The organism is Streptomyces sp. NPDC087310 (assembly GCF_044744405.1).
Classification (GTDB): domain Bacteria; phylum Actinomycetota; class Actinomycetes; order Streptomycetales; family Streptomycetaceae; genus Streptomyces.
In genome coordinates this window covers 375,767-398,876 of sequence record NZ_JBIUYF010000009.1, presented here as the reverse complement: position 1 = coordinate 398,876, position 23,110 = coordinate 375,767, and the positions used below count along the sequence as shown (strand labels likewise).

Below are 23,110 nucleotides of genomic sequence, written 5' to 3'. Positions count from 1 at the left end.
ACCCCCGACTTCGGAACAGAGGAGCAATCGTGAAGAACTCCGGACAGCTATCGCGGCGGAGCCTGCTCGCCGCCGCCGGATTCGCCGGCCTCACCGTGCTCGTCGGCTGCGGCAGCGGTGCGGACGACGCGGACGCGAAGGACCTCTCCGGGAAACAGGCCGGCGCGATGAAGAAGTACGGAGTGGGTGACCAGTTCAAGGCCACCGAGCCGCTCTCGTTCACCATCCTCCACAACAACATGCCGACCTATCCGCTCAAGGAGAGCTGGCTCTTCTGGAAGGAGCTGACCAGGCGCACCGGCGTCACACTCAAGGCGACCGCCGTCCCGTACAGCGACTACGAGAAGAAGAGGGGCCTGCTCATCGGGGCGGGGGACGCGCCCTTCCTCATCCCCAAGACGTATCCGGGCGCGGAGACCGCGTTCGTCTCCTCGGGGGCCATCCTCCCGGTCAGCGAGTACACGCACCTGATGCCGCACTTCCGGGACAAGGTCAGGAAGTGGGGGCTGGAGGGCGATCTGGACTCCATCCGGCAGTCCGACGGCAAGTACTACCTCCTGCCGGGCCTGCACGAGAAGGTGAGGGTCGGCTACTCCCTCGCCCTGCGCACCGACGTACTGGAGAAGGCCGGGCTCGCTCTGCCGACCACCTGGGACGAGGTCCACGAGGTGCTGAAGGGCCTCAAGGAGGCCCACCCCGACGTGTATCCCTTCTCGGACCGCTGGAACCAGCCCGAGCCGGGCGGGGCGCTGCTCAACTTCCTTGCCCCGTCCTACGGCACCAAGGGCGGCTGGGGCTACCAGAACGCCACCTGGGACGCCGACGCGCGGAAGTTCGTCTTCACCGGCGCCATGGACGCGTACCGCCGGATGCTCACGTACCTGAAGAAGCTGGTGTCCGACGGCCTGGTGGACCCGGAGAGCTTCACCCAGTCCGACGACCAGGCCAAGCAGAAGCTCTTCGGCGGCAGGTCCTTCGTGATCAGCAGCAATCCGCAGGTCCTGGCGGACGAGTACCGCACCAACCTGGCGAAGCAGATCAAGGGCGCGTCGATCGGGATGATCCCCGTGCCGGTCGGTCCGGCCGGACCCGTGGTGGCGGGCAGCCGTCTGGAGAACGGCATGCTGATCTCCAGCAAGGCCCTGAAGAGTGAGAACTTCGTCGCGATGATGCAGTTCGTGGACTGGCTGTGGTACTCGGACGCCGGGCAGGAATTCGCCAAGTGGGGCGTCAGGAACGTCACGTACACGACGACCGGAGCCGGCCGGTACCAGCCCCTCGACGGCATCAAGGTCCTGGGCCTGAACCCGGAGGCGAAGAAGGACCTCCAGAAGGACTACGGATTCTCCAACGGGGTCTTCGCCTACGGCGGCAACTGGTCCCTGGTCGCCTCCTCCTTCACACCGGACGAGACGACGTTCCAGGACTCGATGGCCCGGCGCAAGCGCCTCCCCGTCGAGCCCGCCCACCCGCTCCAGGCCATGGAGCAGGAGCAGGCCACGCTCTGGGAGACCCCGCTGAGGGACCACGTCAAGCAGAACACCCTTCAATTCGCCCTCGGCAGACGCCCGTTGTCCGAGTGGGACGACTACGTCGCCGAACTGAAGGCCAAGAACATGCAGCAGTTCATCGACGTGACCAACAAGGCGTACGAACGCTTCCGGAAGGAGAACGGCTGACGATGACGGCCACACTCCCACGCCACCGCGGACCGGACCGTCCGACCGCGACGAGCCCGCCCGCGACGAGCCCGCCCGGAACGGCCGGCCGGCACACCTTCGGCACGGGAGCGCTCTCCCGCGCCGCCGCCCTGGTCCACACCCTGCTCACCGTCGAGCTGATGGTGCTCGCGACCGCCTCACCCGGCCTGGCCGCCCTGCTCCTGCTGCCCCGCTCCGCGTCCAACCTGCCGCTCGCCGCCGTCTGTCTGCTGCCGCTCGGCCCCGCCCTGTCCGCCGCGCTGTACGCCCTGCACCACCGTGGCCGGGACCTCACGGAGCTGCGTCCGGCCCGCGCGTACCTGCGCGGCTGGCGGCTGAACGCCGGGCCCGTGCTCGCACTGTGGGCGCCGCTGCTCGGCTGGCTCTCCGTCATCGGCTTCTCGCTCGTCCACTTCCCCGCTTCGGGCCTTCCCCGCTGGTGGGCCTGGCTGCTGGCGCTCACCGGCCTGGTGTCGGTGCTGTGGGGGACGTACGCACTGGTGCTCACCTCGCTCTTCACGTTCCGCGCCGCCGACACCGCACGCCTGGCCGCGTACCTCCTGCTCCGGCACGCCACGGCCACCCTCGGCACCGCCTCCCTGCTCGTCCTCGCCGGCGGCCTCACCGTGCTCTGCACCGAGGCCCTGCCCGCCCTGCTCGCCGCCCCCCTGCTGCTCTGCCTGCTCCACACGATCCGTCCGGTGACCACCGAGGCCCAGGAGGAGTTCACCGTATGACCACCCCCGAGACCGGCAGGATCGCCTACGGCGGTGACTACAACCCGGAGCAGTGGCCCGAACCCGTCTGGGCCGAGGACCACCGGCTGTTCGACGAGGCCCGCATCGACACCCTCACGGTCGGTGTCTTCTCCTGGTCGCTCACCCAACCCGCCGAGGACACCTACGACTTCACCGTCCTCGACCGGGTCCTGGACCGTGCGGCGGCCGAAGGGAGGCAGGTGTGTCTCGCCACCGGCACCGCCGCACTCCCGCCCTGGCTGGCCCGCGCCCACCCCGAGGTCAACCGCACCGACTTCGAGGGCCGCCGCCACCGCTACGGACAACGCCACAACTTCTGCCCCAGCTCACCCGCGTACCGCCGGCTCGCCGCCGCACTCGCTGACCGCGTCGCCGAGCGCTACGCCGCCCATCCGGCCCTGCTCGCCTGGCACATCAACAACGAGTACGGCGGGGCCTGTTACTGCGACCTGTGCGCCGAGGCGTTCCGCGGTTGGCTGCGCGAGCGGCACGGCGCCCTCGCCGCGCTCAACGACGCCTGGTGCACGACCTTCTGGTCGCACCGCTACACGAGCTGGGACGAGATCGAGCCGCCCAGCGCCCTCACCGAGCACTGGCGCGGACCCGACCACACCGCCTTCCAGGGCATCACCCTCGACTACCACCGCTTCACCACGGACGCCCTCCTCGGCTGCTTCCGGGCCGAGAAGGAGGCGATCCGCCGCCACGACCCGCACACACCGGTCACCACCAACTTCATGGGCGCGTACCGGCCGTTGGACTACCACCGCTGGGCGCCCCACCTCGACTTCGCCTCCTGGGACAGCTATCCGCCGCTCGACGCCCCGCCCACCCGGGCCGCCCTCGGGCACGACCTGACGCGCGGCCTCAAGGACGGCGCGCCCTTCTGGCTCATGGAACAGACCCCCTCCACCACCGCCTGCCGCGACGTGAACCCGCTCAGGCGCCCCGGTGAGCTGCGGCTCGCCACCTGGCAGGCCGTCGCCCACGGCGCGGACGCCGCCCTGTACTTCCAGATGCGCGCCTCGCGCGGCGCCTGCGAGAAGTACCACGGGGCGGTCATCGGCCACGCCGGACGCGACGACACCCGGGTCTTCCGCGAAGTGGCCGAGCTGGGAAGGGAGTTGGCGGAGCTGGGGCCGGTCGCGCTCGGCGCCCGCACCCCGGCCCGTACCGCCCTCCTCTTCGACTGGGACAGTTGGTGGGCGCTGGAGTTCTCGGACGGGCCGTCCCGCCTCGTCCGCTACCAGGAGGTCGTCCACGCGTACTACCGGGCCGCCCGCGCGGCGGGCGCCGACGTGGACGTCGTCGCGGTGACCGCGGACCTCACCCCGTACGACGTGGTGCTCACCCCCGCCCTGCACATGGTCAAGGGCGACCTCGCCCCACGCCTGGAGGCCGTCGCCGCCCGGGGCGGCACCGTCCTGACGACCTTCCTCTCCGGCCGGGTCGACGAGCACGACAACGCCTTCCTCACCGACGTCCCCGGCCCGCTGGCCGGCCTGATGGGCATCCGCGTCGACGAGTGGGACTCCCGCCCCGCCGACACCGCCCACCCGGTCGTACTCGGCACGGGCGACGAAGCCCTGCACACCGACGCCCGCCTGGTCTTCGAGATCGTGCTGCCGCGCGGCGCCGAGCCGGTCGGCACCTACCAGGCCGACTTCTACGCGGGCACCCCGGCGGTCACCCGGCACCCCGTCGGCGGGAGCGGGGGAGAGGGCTGGTACGTCGCGACCGCGCTCGACCAGCCGGGCGTCGACTGGGTGGTACGCCGCGTCCTCGCCCGCCACGGACTCGTCGGCCCGTACACCGGCCACCCCTCGGTCGAGACCGCCGCCCGCACCGCCCCCGACGGCACCCGCCTGTTCTTCCTGCTCAACCACGCGCCCGACCCGGTCTCCGTGACCCTCCACGCGACGGCCGTTGACCTGCTCACCGGTAAACGCGCCGAGCACGGTGAGACGCTCACGATGGACCCGCGCGGGGTCTGCGTTCTGCGCCTGGAATAGGGGGACTTACGACAGCGGTGTGGCCGGTTCAGTGGATCCGGCGCCCGCGGGCGTCCGGCACGCCCGACTTCCGGAAGAAGTACGTGTTGATGTGGTCGCGCCACTCGCGGGCACCGCGCACCTGCTCCTCGTAGCGCTCCGCCACCCGGGCATGGCGTGCCGGATCCACCAGGCCGACGAGGCCGGCCCACACCCGACGCGCCTCCTCGGCCTCCGCCACACCCTCGAAGTGGGTGTCGTAGATGTGCTGGATCACCGTTTCGCCACTGTGCAGCACATGTCCGTACGGCACATGGTGGAAGAAGAGCAGCAGCTCGTCCGGGCAGGTCCCGGGCGACTCGTACACCTCGGCCCACGGCTTCGCGTACTGTCCCGCGAACCCGGTGCCGGTCGCCCGGCTCCGGTCGACACCGACCCCGTCCCGGTCGGCGAAGTGGTACGTACCCCACGGGCTGTACTCGTAGCCGTCCACGCTCGGCCCGTAGTGGTGCCCCGGCTGCACCATGAAGCCGACGCCGAGCGGCGCCGTGTACTTCTCGTACGTACGCCACGAGCCGTCCAGGACCGCGTGCAGCCCGCCGCGCAGCCGCTCCGGACCGGCGGTCTCCTCCGGCACGAAGGACAGCTCGATCCACTCGCGCAGGACGGCGCGCGGATCCGCGTCGGGCCGCCACGCCAGCCGGCCGACCGTGTACAGGTTGGCCTGCGCGAGGGGATGCCCGGTCCAGAACGGGTCGTCCCCCGCGTTCGACACCGCCACCAGGCCGCCGCCGCGCGCCAGCTCCCCGACGCTCGGGCGCCCCTCGCCCTCGGGGCGGAACCGCAGCGCCTCGCTCCACATCGGGCCGAGCCAGCACGCGTGCCGCTGCTGCCCCGTGTACTCCTGGGTGGCCTGGATCTCCACCGCGAGGCGGGTGCCCGGCATCGCGCCGATCACCGGGGAGAGCGGCTCGCGCACCTGGAAGTCCAGTGGCCCGTGCTTCACCTGGAGCACCGCGTTCGGCGCGAACTCACCGTCCAGCGGGGCGAAATGGTCGTACGCCGCGCGCGCCCGGTCCGTCGACCGGTCCCGCCAGTCCTGCCGGTGGTCGTAGACAAAGGCCCGCCAGTGCACCGTACCGCCGTACGGGGCGAGCGCCCCGGCCAGCAGGTTGGCGCCGTCCGCGTGGCTGCGTCCGTAGGCGAACGGCCCCGGCTGCCCCTCGGAGTCGGCCTTCACCACGTACCCGCCGAAGTCGGGGATCGCCGCGTACACCCGGCCGGTCGTCTCCGCCCACCAGTCGGTCACCGCCTCGTGCAGCGGATCGGCGGTGGGCAGGCCGCCGAGCCCCATGGGGGCGGCGAAGGAGACGGACAGATGCGTCCGGATCCCGTACGGGCGCAGCGCGTCCGCGATCGCGGCCACCTCGCCGACGCGATCGGTCAGCAGACGCGCCTCGGCCTCGTGCACGTTCACGTTGTTCACGGCGACCGCGTTGACACCGCACGCGGCGAGCAGCCTGCCGTACCAGCGCACCCGCGCCAACTCCTCCGGTGTGGACCGCGCCAGACCGTCCCGCCAGAACAGCGAACCGCCCGCGTACCCCCGCTCCACCTGGCCCATCACCGGATGCACGGCCACGTTGTCCCAGTGGTCCAGCATCCGCAGCGCCAGCGCCGGGCGGTGCGTCTCACGCGCCCGCTCGCCCCGGAAGGCCGCCTCCCCGAGCCGCACCAGATGGAACAGCCCGTACAGCAACCCGGCCTGGCCCCCGGCCGTCACCCGGGTGACACCACCGGCCCGCACCAGCGCGAACCCCTCGTCCCCGAGCGCGTCCCGGTCGCCGCCCTCTCCGACCTCCAGCACCACGTCGTACGACACACCCGGCGCCCGCACCCCTCTGGCCACCCGACCGCCGAACCGCGCGCAGGCGTACGCCACTTCGCCGTGCACCGTGTCCACCAGCGGCCCCGTACCGGAGATCAGCGTGCGCCGCGAACCGAGGGGACGGAAGACCGCGGGCGGCAACCACGCCGGGTCGACACCGCCGGGCAGTTCGGGCACGGGCACGGGCTCGGATGCGGATGCGGACACGGGCACGGGCACGGGCACGGACACGGGCACGGGCACGGGTTCGGGTTCGGATGCGGGCGCTGTCACTGAGCCTCCTGGGCGCGGGCGGGCCCAAGTATGCCGTGGGAGAGGCGGGGTGGGGAGAGGGCCGTCACCGAGCGGGCGCCGACGGCCCGCGGTAAGCGCTCTCTATAGGCTGGGGTGATGGACTCGGAACCGTCCTTCGAGGACGCCTACTTCGACTACTGCCCCTGGGACTTCCCTCGCCACGCCTCCGCCGCGCAGCGCGCCGCGCAGGCCGCGCGTCAGCGACACCTGTCCGACGCGGGCGCGCGGTTCGGGCCGCGCTGCTTCGTCTCCGGGGCCGCCGGAGTCTTCCCGGACGCCCTTCTCCTCGGCGAGGGCTCCTACATCGCCGGGCACGCCTATGTCACCGGCGAGGTGACGACCGGCGCCGACTGCACCGTCAACCCGTATGCCACCGTGCGCGGGCGGATCACCCTGGGCGACGGTGTGCGGATCGGTGCGCACAGCTCCCTGCTCGGCTTCAACCACGGTTTCGCCCCCGACGAGCCCGTCCACCGGCAGCCCCTGAGCAGCGAAGGGATCACCGTCGGCGACGACGTGTGGATCGGGTCGAACGTCGTTGTCCTGGACGGGGTGACGATCGGCGACCACTGTGTGGTGGGGGCCGGCTCCGTGGTCACCAAGGACCTGGCACCGTGGACGATCGCCGCCGGCAACCCGGCCCGGCCGATGCGCGACCGGCGTGCGCCCGGCGCGTCGCGTGGCGGGGCGCCCTCGGGCGGTACGGGTGACGCCGTCGCCCGCTTCGGCGACCGGGTCCGCGCACAGGCGGCGGAGGTCGTCGAGCGCTGCTGGAACGCCGGCACCGGCCGGTACAGCGACCGTCCTGGCGTCGCGGCGACCGTACGCGCGCACTGCGACGCCGTCGAGGTCGCCGACCTGCTGCTGGGCTCGCCGCCCGCGCACCTGACCGCCGCCGAGCACGCCGAGCGGCTCCGGAGCCTCCAGGACCCCACCGAGGGACTCGTCCCGGAACTGGCCCCCGACGGCGGACCCGGTGTGCTGCCCGCACCCGCCCACGACGGCTGGGTCGAGGACGGCGGCGCCGAGTACCACGTCCTGGCGGTGGGTTACGCCCTGGAGCTGCTGGACTCCGGCTTCGCCCACCCGGTCCACGCCGCGGCGCGTATGACGCCCGAACAGCTCGTCGCCCGGCTGGAGAAGCTGCCGTGGCGGACCCGGGCCTGGTCGGCCGGCGCCTGGGTGGACTGCTGGGCGACCGCCGCCCACCGCAACCGCGCGTGGGGAGCCGGAGCCCCGGGCGCGTGGGAGACGCTGTTCGGCTGGCTGACCACACGGGTGGATCCGTGGACCGGGATGTGGGGCGAGGCCGCCTCGCCCGCCGAGGGACGGCTGCAACTGGTCAACGGCTACTACCGCCTCACCCGCGGCTCCTTCGCGCAGTTCGGGCTGGCGGTGCCGTACCCGGAGCGGGTCCTGGACACCGTACTGGACCACGGCCGTGATCCGCGCTGGTTCGCGGCGGGCCGGGAGAACGCCTGCAACGTACTGGACGTCGCGCATCCGTTGTGGCTCGCCGGGCGGCAGACCGGCCATCGGGCGGCCGAGGTACGGGCATGGGCCGAGGAGCAGTTGACACGCGCGCTGGGGCGCTGGCGGGACGGGGCCGGTTTCGGTTTCGGTCCGGCGGGGGAGGGAGGCGCGGGCCCCGGCCGGGAGCCGGGGCTGCAGGGCACCGAGATGTGGCTGGCGATCATCTGGCTGCTGGCCGATCTGGTCGGCGTGGCGGACCGGCTGGGCTACCGGCCGCGCGGCGTCCACCGTCCGGAACCTGCCGGGCGGCCCCGGGGCGGTGGAAGCGGAGCCCTGGCGCCTTCCTAGCCGAGATGGAGGAGTTCCTCCAGCGGTACGCCCTCGGCGATCCGGCGCAGCAGGTCCGGTTCCGCGCCGTCCGACAGCTCCGCCCGGTGCAGTACGTCCTCCAGCGTGTCCGGCGCCAGGGCGAGCACTCCGCTGGCGTCGCCGAGGATGATGTCCCCCGGCTCGACGCGCACGCCGCCGACCTCGACGGGCACCTGCCGACGCCCCCTCTCGCCGTCGAGCCTCTTGGTGGTGAGGCAGGTGGTGCCGCGTGCGTGGACGGGCAGGCCGGTCCGCGGGTCCTGGAGCGCGTCCACGTCGGTGACCGCCCCGTCGACGAGGATTCCCGCCGCGCCGCGGGCCCGTGCGGCGGCCACCGTCACCGCGCCCACGACCGCGTGCGTGTGATGGCCGCGCGCGTCGATGACCAGGACTTCCGCGGGCCGGAGCCGGATGATCGCCCGGTTGACCGTCGCGGCGTCCGGTTCGTCGAGGGCCAGGGTGGCCGCCGTTCCGATCATGCGCCGCGCGAGACCGGTCCGCCGGATGGACAGGTCCATGAACCCCTCCTCCAGGAAGTGGCCCAGGGTCGGGAAATCGACACCCGCCGCGCGTGCGAGCAGCCGGGTGAGGCGGGGGCGGTCGCGTCCGTCCGGCTCGCCGTTGTCGTCGCCGGCGCCCTGCCCGGTCCGTACCGTCACCGTCACACCTCCTGTTCCGAGGCGACGACGGCGATGCAGTCGATCTCCATCGAGACGCCCCAGAGCCCCACGCACACGGTCGTCCTGGCGGGGCGCCGGCCGGCCATGAAGGTCTCGTACACCCGGTTGTAGGTGTCGAGTTGGCCGGGGTCGCTGAGGTACGCGTTGACCTTCACGATGTGCTGAAGACTCGATCCGGCGGCCGTCAGTACGGATTCGAGGTGGCGCAGGGTCGCGTACACCTCGTCCTCGAAGGTACCGATCGCCTCCCCGGGAGCCGCCGGGATCTGGCCGGTGGTGAAGACGAACCCGCCGGCCGACGTGGCCTGGACGTACGGTCCGACGGCCGCCGGGACACCAGGGGCCGACGCGAAGCGCTCGACGCCGCTCATACGCGGGCCTCACCCTCCGGCGCCGCGGTGCCGGCGCCCTCCTCGGTGATGCTGCCGAAGCGGGTCTCGGAGAGGAGGAAGAGAGCGACCAGGGAGGCCCCGGCGGCCGCGAGGATGTACCAGGCGACGGACGAGCTGTTTCCCGTCAGGGACAGCAGCCAGACGGTGACCGCCGGAGTCGCCGCGGACCCCAGGAGACCGGACAGCATATAGGCGACCGAAAGCCCGGAATACCGGACCCGTGTGCCGAAGAGTTCGGCGAGAAAGGTCGCGATGGGGCCGTAGTTGGCGGAGAAGGCGACGGTCATCAGGGCGTACGCCACGAATGCGAGCGGCGCCGATCCGGTGTCGAGAAGCCAGAAGAAGGGGAAGGAGAGAACGGCCTCCGCCAGGATGCCGGCATAGATGACCGGTTTCCTCCCGAAGCGGTCGGAGAGATGACCGAAAAGGGGAATCAGCAGGAAGGCGATGGCACAGGACGCCATGACCACCCACAGCATCAGATTCTCCGAATGCCCGAGTTCCTGCGTCCCGTAATTCACGCCCGAGGTGATCATCAGGGTGAAGGTCGACCCCGTGGAGAGCGTCGCGACGCCGCCCAGCAGGACCTGGCGCCAGTACTGGCGCATCAGGGCGAAGAACGGGATCTTGGCGTTCGCCCCCGCCTCGCGGACGGCCTGGAAGGTGGAGGTCTCCTCGATGTTCAGCCGGATGTAGATACCGACGCCGACGAGGATCGCGGAGATCAGGAACGGGATCCGCCAGCCCCACGCGAGCAGTTCGGCGGAGTCCGTGAGGGATGCCACCAGCAGGAAGACCGCGTTGGCGAGAAGCGTCCCGATCGGTACGCCGACCTGGACCGTGGAGCCGAAGAAGCCGCGGCGGTCGGCGGGCGCGTGCTCGACCGTCATCAGGACGGCGCCGCCCCACTCACCGCCGAGGGCCAGGCCCTGGACGACGCGGAGCGCGAGAAGCAGGAAGGGCGCGGCGACCCCGATGGTGTTGTAGTCCGGCACGAGGCCGATCGCGAAGGTCGCGGCGCCCATCATCATGAGGGAGACCAGCAGCATGGACTTGCGGCCGACCCGGTCACCGAAGTGACCGAAGAGGACGGCGCCGACCATCCGCGCGAGATACGCGGAGGCGAAGGTGAGGAAGGCGAGGATCGTGCCGACCGCGCCGTCGAGCTGCGGAAAGAAGATCTGGTCGAACACGAGCGCCGAGGCGGTGCCGAAGACGAAGAGGTCGTACCACTCGACGGTGGTGCCGATCACGCTCGCGACGGCGATCTTGCGCATCTTCCGCGGATCGGACGCGGGACCAGGGCCAGGACCGGGACCTGGACCAGGACCTGGCCCAGGACCGGCGGGACGACCGGTGGCGGCCGTTCCGGTGGTGGCAGGCCCGGATGAGGCCGGTTCGGCGCCGGCAGGTCCGGTGGGCTCGGTTCCGGTGAGGGCGGGTTCGGGGACGCGGGGCGTCATGGAAAGCTCCGTTCGGGCACGGCTCGTCGGAAGGCTCTGCTTGCGCGGAATGGATTGGTCAACCTTGTGGCGCGCCCCGGACGGCCGCAAGGAGCATTCGTACACCGTTGACTGCGCTCGGCTGTTCAATTGACCAGTGTGCCTGTCACCGGGGGATGCTCCCGCCCGTCGGTGTGCATGTGCACCGTGTACGGCCGTCAATGCGGATGAGTACGTCCGGTGCCCCGGACGGGGTCGCTCATGACAATGGGAAAGGAAAACGCGGCCCCGAGAAGGAATGAGCAGCGATCGTGAATGTCGAATCTCCCCCACGGTCCGTATCCGCCGGTCATCTGATCGTCGGCCAACTGGAGCGGGAGGGCGTCCGCCGTGTGTACGGCGTTCCCGGGGAGTCCTACCTCGATGTTCTCGACGGTCTGCACGACTCGGACATCTCCACGGTCGTGACGCGGCACGAGGGCGGGGCGGGCTTCATGGCGCTGGCGGAGGGCCGGCTGACCGGACGCCCCGGCGTCGCGCTCGTCACCCGGGGCCCCGGCGCCGCGAACGCCTTCATCGCCGTCCACACCGCCTACCAGGATGCCACCCCCCTGCTCCTCTTCGTCGGCCTGATACCCGTGCCGGACCGGGGGAGGGAGGCGTTCCAGGAGTTCGATCTCACGGGGTGGTTCGGCAGCACGGCGAAGAAGGTCGTCACCCTGGACGATCCCACCGCGGCGGCCCGTGTCGTCGCCGAATGCCTCCACACCGCCCGCAGTGGACGTCCCGGCCCCGTGGTGATCGGGCTGCCGGAGGACGTCCTCGCCCGTTCCGCCGGTACGGCCCGTACCGTCGCACCGCTTCCCGTGGCCCGGCCGTACGTGTCCGAACCGCAGCTCAAGGAGTTGGCAGGCCGGATCGAGCGGGCCCGCAGGCCGCTCGTCGTCGTCGGGGGAGAGGGCTGGACCGCCGAGAGCGGCCGGGCGCTCGTCCGGTGGGCGGCGGAGCGCTCCGTCCCCGTCGTCGCCGACTTCCGCGCGTACGACGCGGTGCCCCACGAACTCGACGGTGGCAACGCCTTCGTGGGCTCCCTCGGATACGGCCGCGGGGACCACGCGGCGGCGCTGCTGGACGAGGCCGATCTCGCCGTCTTCCTCGGGGCTCCGCGCGCCGATGTCCTGAGCGACGGCTACCGGCGCGGTCTCGACGCCGAAACCGTGCTGGTCCTTCCCGGCGACACGCTCGGCCACGCGGGCCGGGTCGACCAGTTCGTCGCGGCGCACGCCCCGGACCTCGCGCTCGGCCTCGCGACCTCGGCCCTGGCGGCCGTGTCCGCGCGGGCGGACGACGGCCGCTTCGCGGCGGCCCGCGCGGCGTACCTCCGCTTCAGCACCCCGGCGCCCGCGGCCCCTCCCGCCACGGCGCACCAGCCCCCGTACGTGGACATGACCGCCGTGATGGAGGTCCTGCGCACCGAACTCACCGACGACGCCGTCATCACCTTCGGCGCCGGCAACCACGCGCTGTGGCCGGCCCGCTATCTGCCGCACCGCGCCCCGGCGTCGCTCGTGGCACCCCGCAACGGCGCGATGGGGATGGGGGTGCCCGCCGCCGTGGCGGCCTCGCTCGCCTTCCCCGGCCGCGAGGTCGTCTCCGTCGCGGGCGACGGCTGCTTCATGATGAACGGTCAGGAGATCGCCACGGCGGTGGCGTACGGCGCCACGCCCCTCGTGCTCGTGGTCGACAACGGCTGTTACGCGACGATCCGGGAGCACCAGGAGAACACGTACCCCGGACGTCCGTCGGGCACCGGGCTGACCAACCCGGACTTCGCCGCCTGGGCCCGTTCCTACGGTGCCTTCGGCGAATCCGTCACCTCGACCGGGGACTTCCGCGGCGCCTTCCTGCGCGCCCGTGCGAGCGGTCTGCCCGCCGTGCTCCACCTCTTCCAGGACCCGTCCGTGCGCGCGCCGTCCGCGACGGCCTGAGGCCACGGCCGCGCCCCCGAACCCTCACCGCCCGCACCGAGAGGAAGACACAGTGAAGTCAACGACCGCATCCGCCCAGGCCCTGCCCCCGCAGCCCGCGCTCAGCCCCGCCGACGAGGCGTTCCTGGAGGACTTCGCCACGATGAGCGCCTTCGGGGCCACCGCCTCGGGCGGTGTCGACCGGCAGGCGGCGAGCGCGGCCGATGTGAGCCAGCGGCAGTGGTTCGCCGAGCGACTGGAGGCCCACGGCCTCCGGGTCGAGTACGACCGGATCGGCAACCAGTTCGGCCTGCTGGAGCGCGTGCCCGGAGCGCCGTTCGTCGTCGTCGGTTCGCACATGGACTCGCAGCCGACCGCGGGCCGGTTCGACGGCGCGTACGGTGTGCTCGCCGCGGCGCACGCCGCGTTCCGGCTGGCCGGGGAGTGGGAGCGGTCCGGCGAGGTGCCCCGGTTCAACATCGCCGTCGTCAACTGGTTCAACGAGGAGGGCTCGCGCTTCGTACCGTCCATGATGGGCAGCTCCGTCTTCACCGGGAAACTGCCGCTGGACAAGGCCCTCGCGACCTGTGACCGCGACGGTGTGTCGGTCAGGGAAGCCCTGGAGCCGACCGGATTCCTGGGCGACGGCGACGGCCCGACGGCGGCGTTCTGCGCGGAGATCCATATCGAGCAGGGCAGGAACCTGGAGAACTCCGGGACGACCATCGGGCTGGTGACGTCGAGTTGGGCGGCGAACAAGTACGAGTTCGTCGTCAACGGGGACCAGGCGCACTCCGGGGCGACCCTGATGGAGGACCGCCGTGACGCGCTGCTCGGCGCGTCCCTGCTCGTCGTCGCGGCGCGTGAGATCGCCGACCGCTTCCCTGGCGTCCTGCACACCTCGGTGGGACAGCTCGACGTCTACCCCAACTCGCCGGTGGTCGTCGCCTCCCGGGTCTCCCTGCTGCTCGACCTCCGCTCCGCCGACGAGTCGGTGCTCCGGCTGGCCGACGAACTCCTCCACACCAGGATCGAGGAGATCGAGGCGACCGCCCGGGTGACCGTCGAGCGCCACCACTCGCACAGTTGGGGTGTCACGCCCTACCAGCGGGAGGGTGTCGAGCTGGCGCGGCGCGGCGCCGAGCGGCTCGGCCTGTCGCACACCGACATCATGACGGTCGCGGGACACGACTCCATCAACATGAAGGACCTCGTACCGACCGTGATGCTCTTCGTGCCGTCCTCGGAGGGCATCTCGCACAACGAGTTCGAGTTCACCACCGACGAGGACATGGTCGCCGGGCTCCGGCTGCTGACCGAGGTCGTACGGGGCCTCGCGGCCGGCGAAATCACCGGGTGACGGGCGGAGAACACGACGGGCTCCGCCCACCCCGGACGGGGTGGGCGGAGCCCGTTGGTCCGGTGGCCCCGCGACTGTGCGCGGCTACGCCTGTGACAGTTGTTGCTGGACGCCCGCCATGTCCCAGAACGCCTTCTGCCGGATGATGAGTCCGTCGGCCCCCACCTCGTAGGTGTTGACGCCGTCGAAGTCGGCGCCGCGGCCGTCCGCCTCGACATGGCAGGTCCAGGTGACGGCCGCCTGGTGGCCGCCGTAGTAGTGGGTGACCGGTCGCAGTGACATGACGGGGAACGCGTCGAAGATTCCCTGCTGGAAGGCGCGGAGGGCCTCCCGGCCGACGACCGGTTCCCCGCCGACGGGGTCCTCGCTGCGGCCGTGCGCCGCGAAGTTCTCCGCCCACGCGAGCGCGTCCCGGCCGGCGATGGCGGCGAAGTAACGGGCGACGGCGGCTTCGGCGGGGAAGCGGCCGGTGGTGTGCTCTGCCACGGTCATGGAGATTCCCTTCGTCAGGGGGCGGTGTGGGAGACCATCACGTGCTTGACCCGCGTGTAGTCGTCGAATCCGTACCGGCTGAGGTCCCGCCCGGTGCCCGACTGCTTGTAGCCGCCGTGCGGCAGCTCGGCCAGGATCACCTGGTGGCAGTTGAGCCAGACGCAGCCGAAGTCCAGCTCCGCGCTGATCCGCGTCGCGCGCCCCAGATCGGCGGTCCACACACTGGAGGCCAGCCCGAAGTCGACGCCGTTCGCCAGCTCCAGCGCCTCCTCCTCCGTGTCGAAGGGCTGGACGGTGACGACCGGGCCGAAGGTCTCGTGCTGGACCACGTCGTCGTCCTGCCGTACGCCGGAGACGACCGTGGGCGCGAAGAAGTAGCCGGTACGGTCCAGACGTGCGCCGCCGGTCTCCACCACGGCGTGCGCCGGCAGGCCGGCGACGACCGCCGAGACCCGTTCGGCCTGGGCCGCGCTGTTGAGCGGCCCGTAGAAGGCGTCCTCGGACGCATCGCCCGTACGGGTGTCACGCGCCGCCCCGACGAGCGCGGCGAGCAGCGCGTCATGGGCCTCCCGCTGCACCAGCACGCGGGTGACGGCCGTACAGTCCTGGCCCGCGTTGAAGAACGCCGCGTCGGCCAGGGCGCGGGCGGTCCGCACCGGGTCGGCATCGGCGAAGACGACCGCGGGCGCCTTGCCGCCGAGTTCCAGATGGACGTTCTTCAGATCGGCAGCGGCGGCGCTCATCACCTGGGACCCGGCCCGGGTGCTGCCGGTGATCGCGACCATGTCCACATCGGGGTGGGAGACCAGGGCGCGGCCGGTGTCGCGGTCACCGCAGACGATGTTGACCACGCCGGGCGGGAAGACCCGGGCGGCCAGCTCGCCGAGGAGCACGGTGGACCACGGCGTGGTGTCCGAGGGCTTGAGCACGACGGTGTTCCCCGCGGCGAGGGCGGGACCGAGCTTCCACACCGCCATCATCAGCGGATAGTTCCACGGGGTCACCTGGCCGATGACACCGACGGGCTCCCGCCGGACGTACGAGGTGTGCCCCTCCGCGTACTCGCCGCCCGCCAGCCCCTCCAGCACCCGCGCGGCACCGGCGAAGAACCGCAACTGGTCCACGCACCGGTCGACCTCCACGACCCGCGTGGTCTCCCGCGGCTTCCCGGTGCTCCGTACCTCCGCGTCCAGCAGCCGGTCGGCGTTCTCCGCGACGAGATCGGCCAGGCGCAGCAGGGCCGCCTGACGCCGGGCGGGCGTACTGCGCCGCCAGCCGGTGAAGGCACGGCGGGCGGCGGCGACGGCGGTGTCGACGTCCGACGCCGACGACCGGGGAGCGGTGCCGTAGACCTTGCCGGTGGCGGGGTCGGTCAGCTCCATCCGGGCCGCGACCTCGGCCGGTTCGCCGTCGACGATGTTGTGCAGGGACAGGTCGGACATTCCGTAGCTCCTTGCGTGCGTGGACGGCCGGGCCCGGCCGTGGTGACCCGTCCTGCTCGCGAGGAGTCAGATGCACAGCCGTAACCCCTTGGGGGGCGGGGCGCCCGGCGCTGTTCTCCCGGATTCCTCAGCATCCCGGCCCGGCGGATGACGGCCAACGTTGAAACATCGCCAATGAAGGCGCCAGAATTGTGCATATGCACGACCACCTCCATGCGCTGCCGGATCCGACGCCCCGGGTCGTCCAGCTCGCGAAAGACTGCCTGGACGACATCGAGCTCCTCACCGGGGAGTGGATCGACGTCGTGCGGCCGGTACGGTCCGCCTACGCCGACCGCGTCCCCGACCAGGAGTTCCGGGACGCCGCCCGGCACGCCTTCGAACTGCTGCTGCGCACCGTCGCCCAGCTCCGCGTCCCCGAGGACGTGGCCACGGTGTCCGAACGGGTCGGTGAGCGCCGGGCACGCCAGGGGGTGCCGCTGGAATCCCTGCTGGACGCGGCCCGGCTGGACTTCCGCGTCGTCTGGGGAGCCATGGTCAACCGGGCACGGGCCGAGGACATGGCCCAGCTCGCGGTGTCGGCGTACCACGTCTGGGAGGCCGTCGAGGGGCACGTGACCGGCATCATGCGCGCCTATCAGCGCACGGTCCTGGAGATGGGGCGCAGGGCGGAGGACGAGCGGCGGATGTGGTTCGCCCGCCTGCTGGACAACGCGGGCCGCAACCCCACCGTCGTACGCGACGCCGCCCTGGCCCTCGGCTTCGACGGCGCGGGCCGCTTCCTGTGCGCCGCCGCCGCCGCGCGGGACGGTGCCCGGCTGCTGCGGGCCACCGCGGCGCTACGGGCCGCCGGGGTGATCCTCCAGCAGCAGCCGGTCGCCTCGGACGAGGTGCTCACCGTCCAGTTGGGGCCCCGCGTCACCCCGCAGAGCGTGCTCGCCCAGCTCGGTGACGTCCCGTGCGGGGTCTCGCCCGTGGTGGAGGGGCTGGGCGCCGTACCGCGCGCGGTCCAGCTCGCCACCGCCACGACGAGGGTCCTCCCGGTCGGGGCGTCGGGGCCGCGCAGGCTGGAGGACAGTTGGCTCGACGTCGTGGTCCACCGGTCGGGGGAACTGAGCGGTGAACTCGCCGACGACGTGCTGGGCGGACTGAACGCGACCGGTGTGGCCGACGTCGAGAAGGACCGCCTGCTGGAGACGGTACGGACCCACCTGGCGGGCAGCGGCTCCATCGTGGACACGGCCGCCGCGCTGTACTGCCACCGCAACACGGTGCAGCAGCGCTTCAACCGGTTCCACGAACTCACCGGCCGCGACGTGCGCCGCCCCGAGGACGCGGCGCTGATAGCGCTCGCGCTCCGGGCCGGGGAACAGCGCGTCCTGGCCCCGCAGAACTGACCGCGCGGGCGGAACCGGCCGCGCGGTCAGCTCTGCGGCGACCTGCCCCGTGGCGACCTGCCCCGTGGCGACCCGCCGCGTGGACAGTCCCGCCGCCGCGCGCGTCAGGCGCGGCGCGCCGCGTTCCGGTGGACGGATTCGGCCGCTCCGGTCAGCGGATGGCTGAAGCCCTGTTCCGAGATCAGCCCGGCCACCTCGGCCAGATCGGCCGCGAAGCGCTCGATCGCCTCGTACGGGAAGCGGTGGCTCGGACCGCTCAGGGAGAGCGAGGCGATCACGGCGCCCGACCGGCCGGTGACCGGTACGGCGACGGCGGTCAGCCCGTCGTCCCACTCGCCGCTGCTCACCGCGTAGCCGCGGCGCCGCGCCTCCCGCGCCGTCGTGCGCAGCTCCGCCACGGCGGGCTCACCGTCCGGTGAGGCGAGCGCGACCCGCCGCAGCAGCGCGTCCGAGGCGTCACCGAGCAGGATCTTCGAGGAGGCGCCGGCCCACAGCGGCTGCTGGTCGCCCACCTCGATCACATGGCGCAGCGGATGCGGGCTCTCCTCGTGCGCGACGCACACCCGGTGCAGATCGTGGGCGACGAAGAGGTTGACCGTCTCTCGGCTCCGGTCGGCGAGTTCCCGCATCAGCCCGCGGGTCTCCCGGGTGACCTCCCACTGCCCGCGCGCGAGATGCGCCCACCGCCACAGGCCGGGCCCCGCGGTGTAGCCGCCGGCGGCGGACCACAGCAGCCCGCTCTGTTCCAGTGTGTGGACCAGGCGCAGCACCGTCGTCTTCGGCAGCCCGGTGGCCTCGGTGATCTCCCGCAGCGAGACGACCGGCCGGTCCTCCGTCAGCAGGGTGAGGATGTCCAGGGCCCGCCGGACACTGCGCACCCCCGCGCCGCCGGCGTCCCGTTCGCCGTCGGACCGGTCGGTTCCGTCGTCCACCGCCACCGCCTCCACGCTCCCGTCGTACCGCGTCCCCCGCACCTTATCCCCGTGGGCGCGGGGCCCTTGCCGGTCCCGTCCGTCCACCGTACGCTCCGCAGGACGGACCGTTTGATCCGCAGAGTGGACCATCGGAGGTTGTCGTGCGCAAGTCCATCGCCACCGTCTCGCTGAGCGGCTCGCTCGGCGAGAAGCTCGCCGCCGCCGCGCGCGCGGGCTTCGACGGCGTCGAGATCTTCGAGAACGACCTGCTCGCCTCCCCGCTCGCGCCGGAAGAGGTACGGGACCGCGCCGCGGACCTGGGCCTGACCATCGACCTGTACCAGCCGATGCGGGACATCGAGGCCGTCCCCGCGGAGCTGTTCGCGCGCAACCTGCGCCGCGCCGGGCGGAAGTTCGAGGTCATGCGCCGGCTCGGCACCGACACGCTGCTGGTCTGCTCCAGCGTCTCCCCGCACGCCGAGGACGACGACGCGCTCGCCGCCGCCCAGCTCCACGCCCTCGCCGAGCGGGCGCGGGAGGCCGGGGTGCGGATCGCCTACGAGGCGCTGGCCTGGGGGCGCCATGTCTCCACGTACGACCACGCCTGGCGGATCGTGGCGGCGGCCGGGCACCCGGCGCTCGGGATCTGCCTCGACAGCTTCCACATCCTGTCCCGGGGCTCCGACCTCCGGGGCATCGCGGACATCCCCGGCGAGAAGATCTTCTTCCTCCAGCTCGCCGACGCCCCGCTGATGGCGATGGACGTCCTCCAGTGGAGCCGGCACTACCGCTGCTTCCCGGGGCAGGGCGGTTTCGATGTCGCCGGACTGGTCCGCCAGGCGGTCCGCGCCGGATACGAGGGGCCGCTCTCGCTGGAGGTCTTCAACGATGTCTTCCGGCAGGCGGAGGCGGGATCCACGGCCGTGGACGCGCTGCGCTCGCTGATCGCCCTGGAGGACGCCGCCGGGATCGCCGGACTGCCGGGACCCGTGGTGCCCTCCGGGGTCGCCTTCGCCGAACTGGCCACCCCCGACCCCGGACCCGTCGGGGAACTGCTGGGCGCCCTCGGCTTCGCCCGTACCGGGAAGCACACCACCAAGCCGGTGGAGCTGTGGACCCAGGGCGAGGCGCGGGTCCTGCTGAACACCGCGGCGGGCGGCCGGCGCGCCTCCACCGCGCTCGCCGCGATCGGCCTGGAGACCCCCGACCCCGGCGGCGCCGCCCGGCGGGCCGAGGCGCTGCTCGCTCCGGTCCTGCCGCGCCGCCGCGCCGCCGGCGACGTACCGCTGGACGCGGTCGCGGCCCCCGACGGCACCGCGCTCTTCTTCTGCGCCACCGGCCGCGGTGGACTGCCCGACTGGACCGGCGACTTCGCCGCGGTGCCCGCCCGGGGCGCGGCGCGGGGGACCGGGATCGGCCGCGTCGACCACGTGGCGCTCACCCAGCCGTGGCACCAGTACGACGAGGCGGTCCTGTTCCACCGCACCGTGCTCGGCCTGAGCCCGCACGACAGCGTCGAGATCGCCGACCCGTACGGCCTGTTCCGCAGCCGCGCGCTCACCGGCGGTACCGGGGAGGCGCGGCTCGGGGAGGCGCGGCTCGTCCTCAACCTCGCCCCCGTACCGACCGAGGACGCGGGACGCGCACAGCACCTCGCCTTCGCCACGGACGACATCGTCGCCACGGCCCGGCTGGTACGGGAGAGGGGCGCGGCGCTGCTGGCCATCCCGGCCAACTACCACGACGACCTCGACGCCCGCTTCGTGTTCGCCCCCGGCGAGCTGGACACCTACCGAGAACTGGGCATCCTCTACGACCGCGACGAACGGGGCGGGGAGTTCCGCCACTTCTACACGGCGTCGACCGGCCGGATCTTCTTCGAGGTGGTCCAGCGCACCGGCGGCTACCAGGGGTACGGCGCGGCCAACGCCCCCGTCCGGCTCGCGGCCCAGGGCGCGGCGGGCCACTGAGCGGACCGGCGGCGCCGCCCGCCCCGCCCGACGCTGCCCTGCCCGTGCTACGTCTCGCCGTTCTCCTCGTGGAGGAGCTGCTCCGCCCAGATCGTCTTGCCCGTCGGGTTGTGCCGGCTGCCCCAGCGCTGCGTGAGCTGGGCGACCAGCAGCAGCCCCCGGCCGCCCTCGTCGAAGGCGCGCGCCCGGCGCAGGTGCGGCACGGTCGTGCTGGAGTCGGAGACCTCGCAGATCAGCGACAGGTCGTGGATCAGCCGGAGCTGGATCGGCGGCGTGGCGTGCCGGATGGCGTTGGTGACCAGTTCGCTGGTGATGAGCTCGGTCGCGAAGATCGCGTCCTCCAGCCGCCAGTCCCTGAGCTGCTCGGTGACATAGCCGCGGGTCCTGGCCACCTCGGCGGGGTCGGCGGGCACGTCCCAGGTGGCCACGTGCGCGGCGTCCAGCACCTTCGTACGGGCCAGCAGCAGCGCCACGTCGTCCGGCGCACCGCCGTCCGGCAGCAGCGCGCTCAGGACCGCCCCGCAGACCGCGTCCAGCGACGCGGCGGGGCGCGCCAGGATCTCGCCGAGCACCCGGCGGCCCTCGTCGGTGTCACGGCCCCTGCCGTCCACCAGACCGTCCGTGTACAGCGCGAGCACGGTGCCCTCGGGCAGCTCGAAGTCGACCGACTCGAAGGGCAGTCCGCCGACCCCGAGCGGCGGACCGACCGACATCTCGACGGGGTGCGTCCGGCCGTCCGGGGTGACCACGACGGGCGGCGGATGGCCCGCCCCCGCCAGGGTGCAGCGCCGCGAGATGGGGTCGTACACCGCGTACAGACAGGTGGCGCCCACCTCGCCCGAGGTCTGCTCGGCGCCCGCCTCCGCGGAGAGCCGGATCACGAGATCGTCGAGGTGGGTGAGGAGTTCGTCCGGCGGCAGATCGACATCGGCGAGGGTGCGCACCGCCGTACGCAGCCGGCCCATCGTGGCCGACGCCTGGATGCCGTGCCCCACCACGTCGCCCACCACCAGCGCGACCCGCGCGCCGGAGAGCGGGATCACGTCGAACCAGTCCCCGCCGACCCCGGGGTGCGGGGTGGCCGGCAGATAGCGGGAGGCGATCTCCACGGCGTTCGCACGGGGCAGGTGGTGCGGCAGCAGACTGCGCTGGAGCGCGAGCGAGGTGTTCTGCTCCCGGGTGAAGCGGCGCGCGTTGTCGATGCACACCGCCGCCCGCGCGGTGATCTCCTCCGCCAGCAGCACATCGTCGGGGGCGAACGGCACGGCGCCCAGGAACCGGGAGAAGACCGCCACCCCGAGTGTCGTACCGCGCGCCAGGACCGGTACGGCCATCACCCAGTGGAAGCCGTACTTCCTGGCGTACGAGGCGCGTTCGGGGATCAGCTCGGCCCAGCGGCGCATGGCCGGGTCGGTCATCACGTTCAGGACGGGACGGCCCGACGCCAGACTGGCCGCCAGGGGAGTGAAGTCCGGATAGACCTGTACGTCCCCCTCCTTCACCCAGGCGTCGGGAGCGCCCTCCTCCGAACGGGAGCGGTGCGCCACCCTGCGCAGCGGTACGGGGCCGGTGACCGGGCCGGGCGGCGGCTCGGCCCCGGCGCTGAGATGCTCCAGCAGATCGACGCTGACGAAATCCGCGAGCTGCGGCACGCACACGTCGGCCAGCTCCCACGCGGTCCGGTTCACGTCCAGGGTGGTGCCGATCCGCAGGCTCGCGCTGTTGAGCAGCAGCAGCCGCTCCCGGGCCAGGACCTCCTCGGTGACGTCGTGCGCGGCCAGGCACACACCCCGCACCCGGCCCTCCTCGTCGCGCAGCGGGGCGAGCCGGGCGGACCAGGCGTGCTCCTCGGCCTCGCCCCCGGTCCGCATGTAGGTGCGGGCGTCGATCCCGGTGCCGCTGTCCAGCACCGCGCGCATCTGCTCGTCCAGCTCACGGCTCTGCGGCTTGCCGCCGATCTCGGAGAGGCTCAGACCGCGGATCTCGTCCTCCGGGAGTCCGATGACCCCGCCCATCGCCGTGTTCACCCGGCGCAGCCGCAGCCCGGTGTCGTACACGGCGATGGCACACGGGCACTGGTCGAACGCCCAGCGGCCCAGCTCGGCGTCCTCGGCCACCGCCTCCGTACCGCGCAGCGCGGACACCAGCAGCCAGCCGCCCGGGGAACCGTCCGTCGCGTCCTGCCGGTGGGCCAGGACCCGGACGTCCAGCGGACGGCCGTCCCGGTGCCGCAGCGTGACCGTACCGTTCCAGCGCGGCGCCCCGCCGTCGGGCAGCAGCCCCGCGGGCAGACCCCCCTCGGGCACCCCGTCCGCCAGCAGCATCGTGGCCCCGCGCCCCACGGCCTCCGACTCCGCGTACCCCAGCAGCCGCTCGGCGCCCTCGCTCCACGAGGTGAGGACGCCCCGCCCGTCCACCGTGGCCGTGGCCGCGGCGGGACAGCCGAAGGGGTCCCCGGGCCGGTCGCCGGGGCCAGAGGGAGGACTGCCTTGGCGCGTCATCGTCGACCGTCCCACGTTCGCCGCACTGCCCCCACACGCGGCTCGGCGCCACGCCGTACGGAACCACGTCCCCAGCGTGG

General features: G+C 72.6%; 16 protein-coding genes. 8 read left to right on the top strand and 8 right to left on the bottom strand.

From position 1 onward, the window contains the following. The first annotated feature begins 29 nt into the window (after positions 1-29). From ACIO3P_RS32495 to ACIO3P_RS32485, 3 genes are read left to right on the top strand one after another with little or no spacing between them, the layout of a single operon-like run. The gene (locus tag ACIO3P_RS32495) at positions 30-1,679 is read left to right on the top strand and encodes an extracellular solute-binding protein (RefSeq protein WP_329826404.1); all 1,650 of its coding nucleotides are present in this window, start codon (positions 30-32) and stop codon (positions 1,677-1,679) included. Positions 1,680-1,681: 2 nt separating this feature from the next. Then, the gene (locus tag ACIO3P_RS32490; protein WP_401850076.1) at positions 1,682-2,437 is read left to right on the top strand and encodes a hypothetical protein; all 756 of its coding nucleotides are present in this window, start codon (positions 1,682-1,684) and stop codon (positions 2,435-2,437) included. After that, a complete protein-coding gene (locus tag ACIO3P_RS32485; RefSeq protein WP_401850075.1) occupies positions 2,434-4,470 on the top strand; it encodes a beta-galactosidase in 2,037 nt (678 codons plus the stop codon). Before ACIO3P_RS32490 ends, ACIO3P_RS32485 begins: the two co-directional genes overlap by 4 nt. Positions 4,471-4,498: 28 nt before the next feature. Here the strand turns inward: ACIO3P_RS32485 and ACIO3P_RS32480 are convergent, their stop codons facing one another. Continuing rightward, positions 4,499-6,544 (bottom strand): alpha-glucuronidase, encoded by a 2,046-nt coding sequence (locus tag ACIO3P_RS32480; RefSeq protein ID WP_401978249.1) that lies wholly within the window; start codon positions 6,542-6,544, stop codon positions 4,499-4,501. Between the two features lie 183 nt (positions 6,545-6,727). On the opposite strand from ACIO3P_RS32480, the gene ACIO3P_RS32475 reads away from it, so the two are divergent. Continuing rightward, the gene (locus ACIO3P_RS32475) at positions 6,728-8,452 is read left to right on the top strand and encodes an acyltransferase (RefSeq protein WP_401850071.1); all 1,725 of its coding nucleotides are present in this window, start codon (positions 6,728-6,730) and stop codon (positions 8,450-8,452) included. Here the strand turns inward: ACIO3P_RS32475 and ACIO3P_RS32470 are convergent. Genes ACIO3P_RS32470 through ACIO3P_RS32460 form a run of 3 tightly spaced genes read right to left on the bottom strand, consistent with a single transcriptional unit; the run spans position 8,449 to position 10,822 of the window. Beyond that, on the bottom strand, positions 8,449-9,132 hold the full coding sequence (locus ACIO3P_RS32470) for an RraA family protein (protein ID WP_401850070.1): 684 nt from the start codon (positions 9,130-9,132) through the stop codon (positions 8,449-8,451). The two genes, ACIO3P_RS32475 and ACIO3P_RS32470, sit on opposite strands and share 4 nt — an antisense overlap. A 2-nt stretch (positions 9,133-9,134) precedes the next feature. Then, on the bottom strand, positions 9,135-9,524 hold the full coding sequence (locus ACIO3P_RS32465; RefSeq protein WP_401786568.1) for a RidA family protein: 390 nt from the start codon (positions 9,522-9,524) through the stop codon (positions 9,135-9,137). Next, positions 9,521-10,822 (bottom strand): MFS transporter, encoded by a 1,302-nt coding sequence (locus ACIO3P_RS32460; protein ID WP_329826411.1) that lies wholly within the window; start codon positions 10,820-10,822, stop codon positions 9,521-9,523. Before ACIO3P_RS32460 ends, ACIO3P_RS32465 begins: the two co-directional genes overlap by 4 nt. Positions 10,823-11,298: 476 nt before the next feature. Between ACIO3P_RS32460 and ACIO3P_RS32455 the strand changes: the two genes are divergently transcribed. After that, entirely contained in the window at positions 11,299-12,975 is a 1,677-nt protein-coding gene (locus ACIO3P_RS32455; RefSeq protein WP_329826412.1) for a thiamine pyrophosphate-dependent enzyme, read from the top strand. Positions 12,976-13,027: 52 nt separating this feature from the next. Further along, complete coding sequence (locus ACIO3P_RS32450) at positions 13,028-14,314, top strand: M20 family metallo-hydrolase (RefSeq protein ID WP_401850069.1); 1,287 nt, start codon at positions 13,028-13,030, stop codon at positions 14,312-14,314. Positions 14,315-14,398: 84 nt separating this feature from the next. Here the strand turns inward: ACIO3P_RS32450 and ACIO3P_RS32445 are convergent, their stop codons facing one another. Both ACIO3P_RS32445 and ACIO3P_RS32440 read right to left on the bottom strand, forming a co-directional pair. Continuing rightward, entirely contained in the window at positions 14,399-14,806 is a 408-nt protein-coding gene (locus ACIO3P_RS32445; protein ID WP_401850068.1) for a nuclear transport factor 2 family protein, read from the bottom strand. 14 nt (positions 14,807-14,820) lie between these two features. Continuing rightward, positions 14,821-16,248, bottom strand: coding sequence for a gamma-aminobutyraldehyde dehydrogenase (locus ACIO3P_RS32440; RefSeq protein ID WP_401850066.1), 1,428 nt, complete (start codon positions 16,246-16,248; stop codon positions 14,821-14,823). A 197-nt stretch (positions 16,249-16,445) separates the two neighbouring features. Between ACIO3P_RS32440 and ACIO3P_RS32435 the strand changes: the two genes are divergently transcribed. Further along, positions 16,446-17,645 (top strand): helix-turn-helix domain-containing protein, encoded by a 1,200-nt coding sequence (locus tag ACIO3P_RS32435; protein WP_329826416.1) that lies wholly within the window; start codon positions 16,446-16,448, stop codon positions 17,643-17,645. 104 nt (positions 17,646-17,749) lie between these two features. On the opposite strand, the gene ACIO3P_RS32430 is transcribed toward ACIO3P_RS32435, so the two are convergent. Continuing rightward, complete coding sequence (locus tag ACIO3P_RS32430) at positions 17,750-18,577, bottom strand: IclR family transcriptional regulator (protein ID WP_401850065.1); 828 nt, start codon at positions 18,575-18,577, stop codon at positions 17,750-17,752. Positions 18,578-18,720: 143 nt separating this feature from the next. On the opposite strand from ACIO3P_RS32430, the gene ACIO3P_RS32425 reads away from it, so the two are divergent. After that, positions 18,721-20,529, top strand: coding sequence for a bifunctional sugar phosphate isomerase/epimerase/4-hydroxyphenylpyruvate dioxygenase family protein (locus tag ACIO3P_RS32425; RefSeq protein WP_401850064.1), 1,809 nt, complete (start codon positions 18,721-18,723; stop codon positions 20,527-20,529). 47 nt (positions 20,530-20,576) lie between these two features. Here ACIO3P_RS32425 and ACIO3P_RS32420 read toward each other — a convergent pair whose 3' ends face one another. Next, positions 20,577-23,030, bottom strand: a complete 2,454-nt coding sequence (locus ACIO3P_RS32420) for a SpoIIE family protein phosphatase (RefSeq protein WP_401850063.1) — start codon at positions 23,028-23,030, stop codon at positions 20,577-20,579. Between the last annotated feature and the right edge of the window lie 80 nt (positions 23,031-23,110).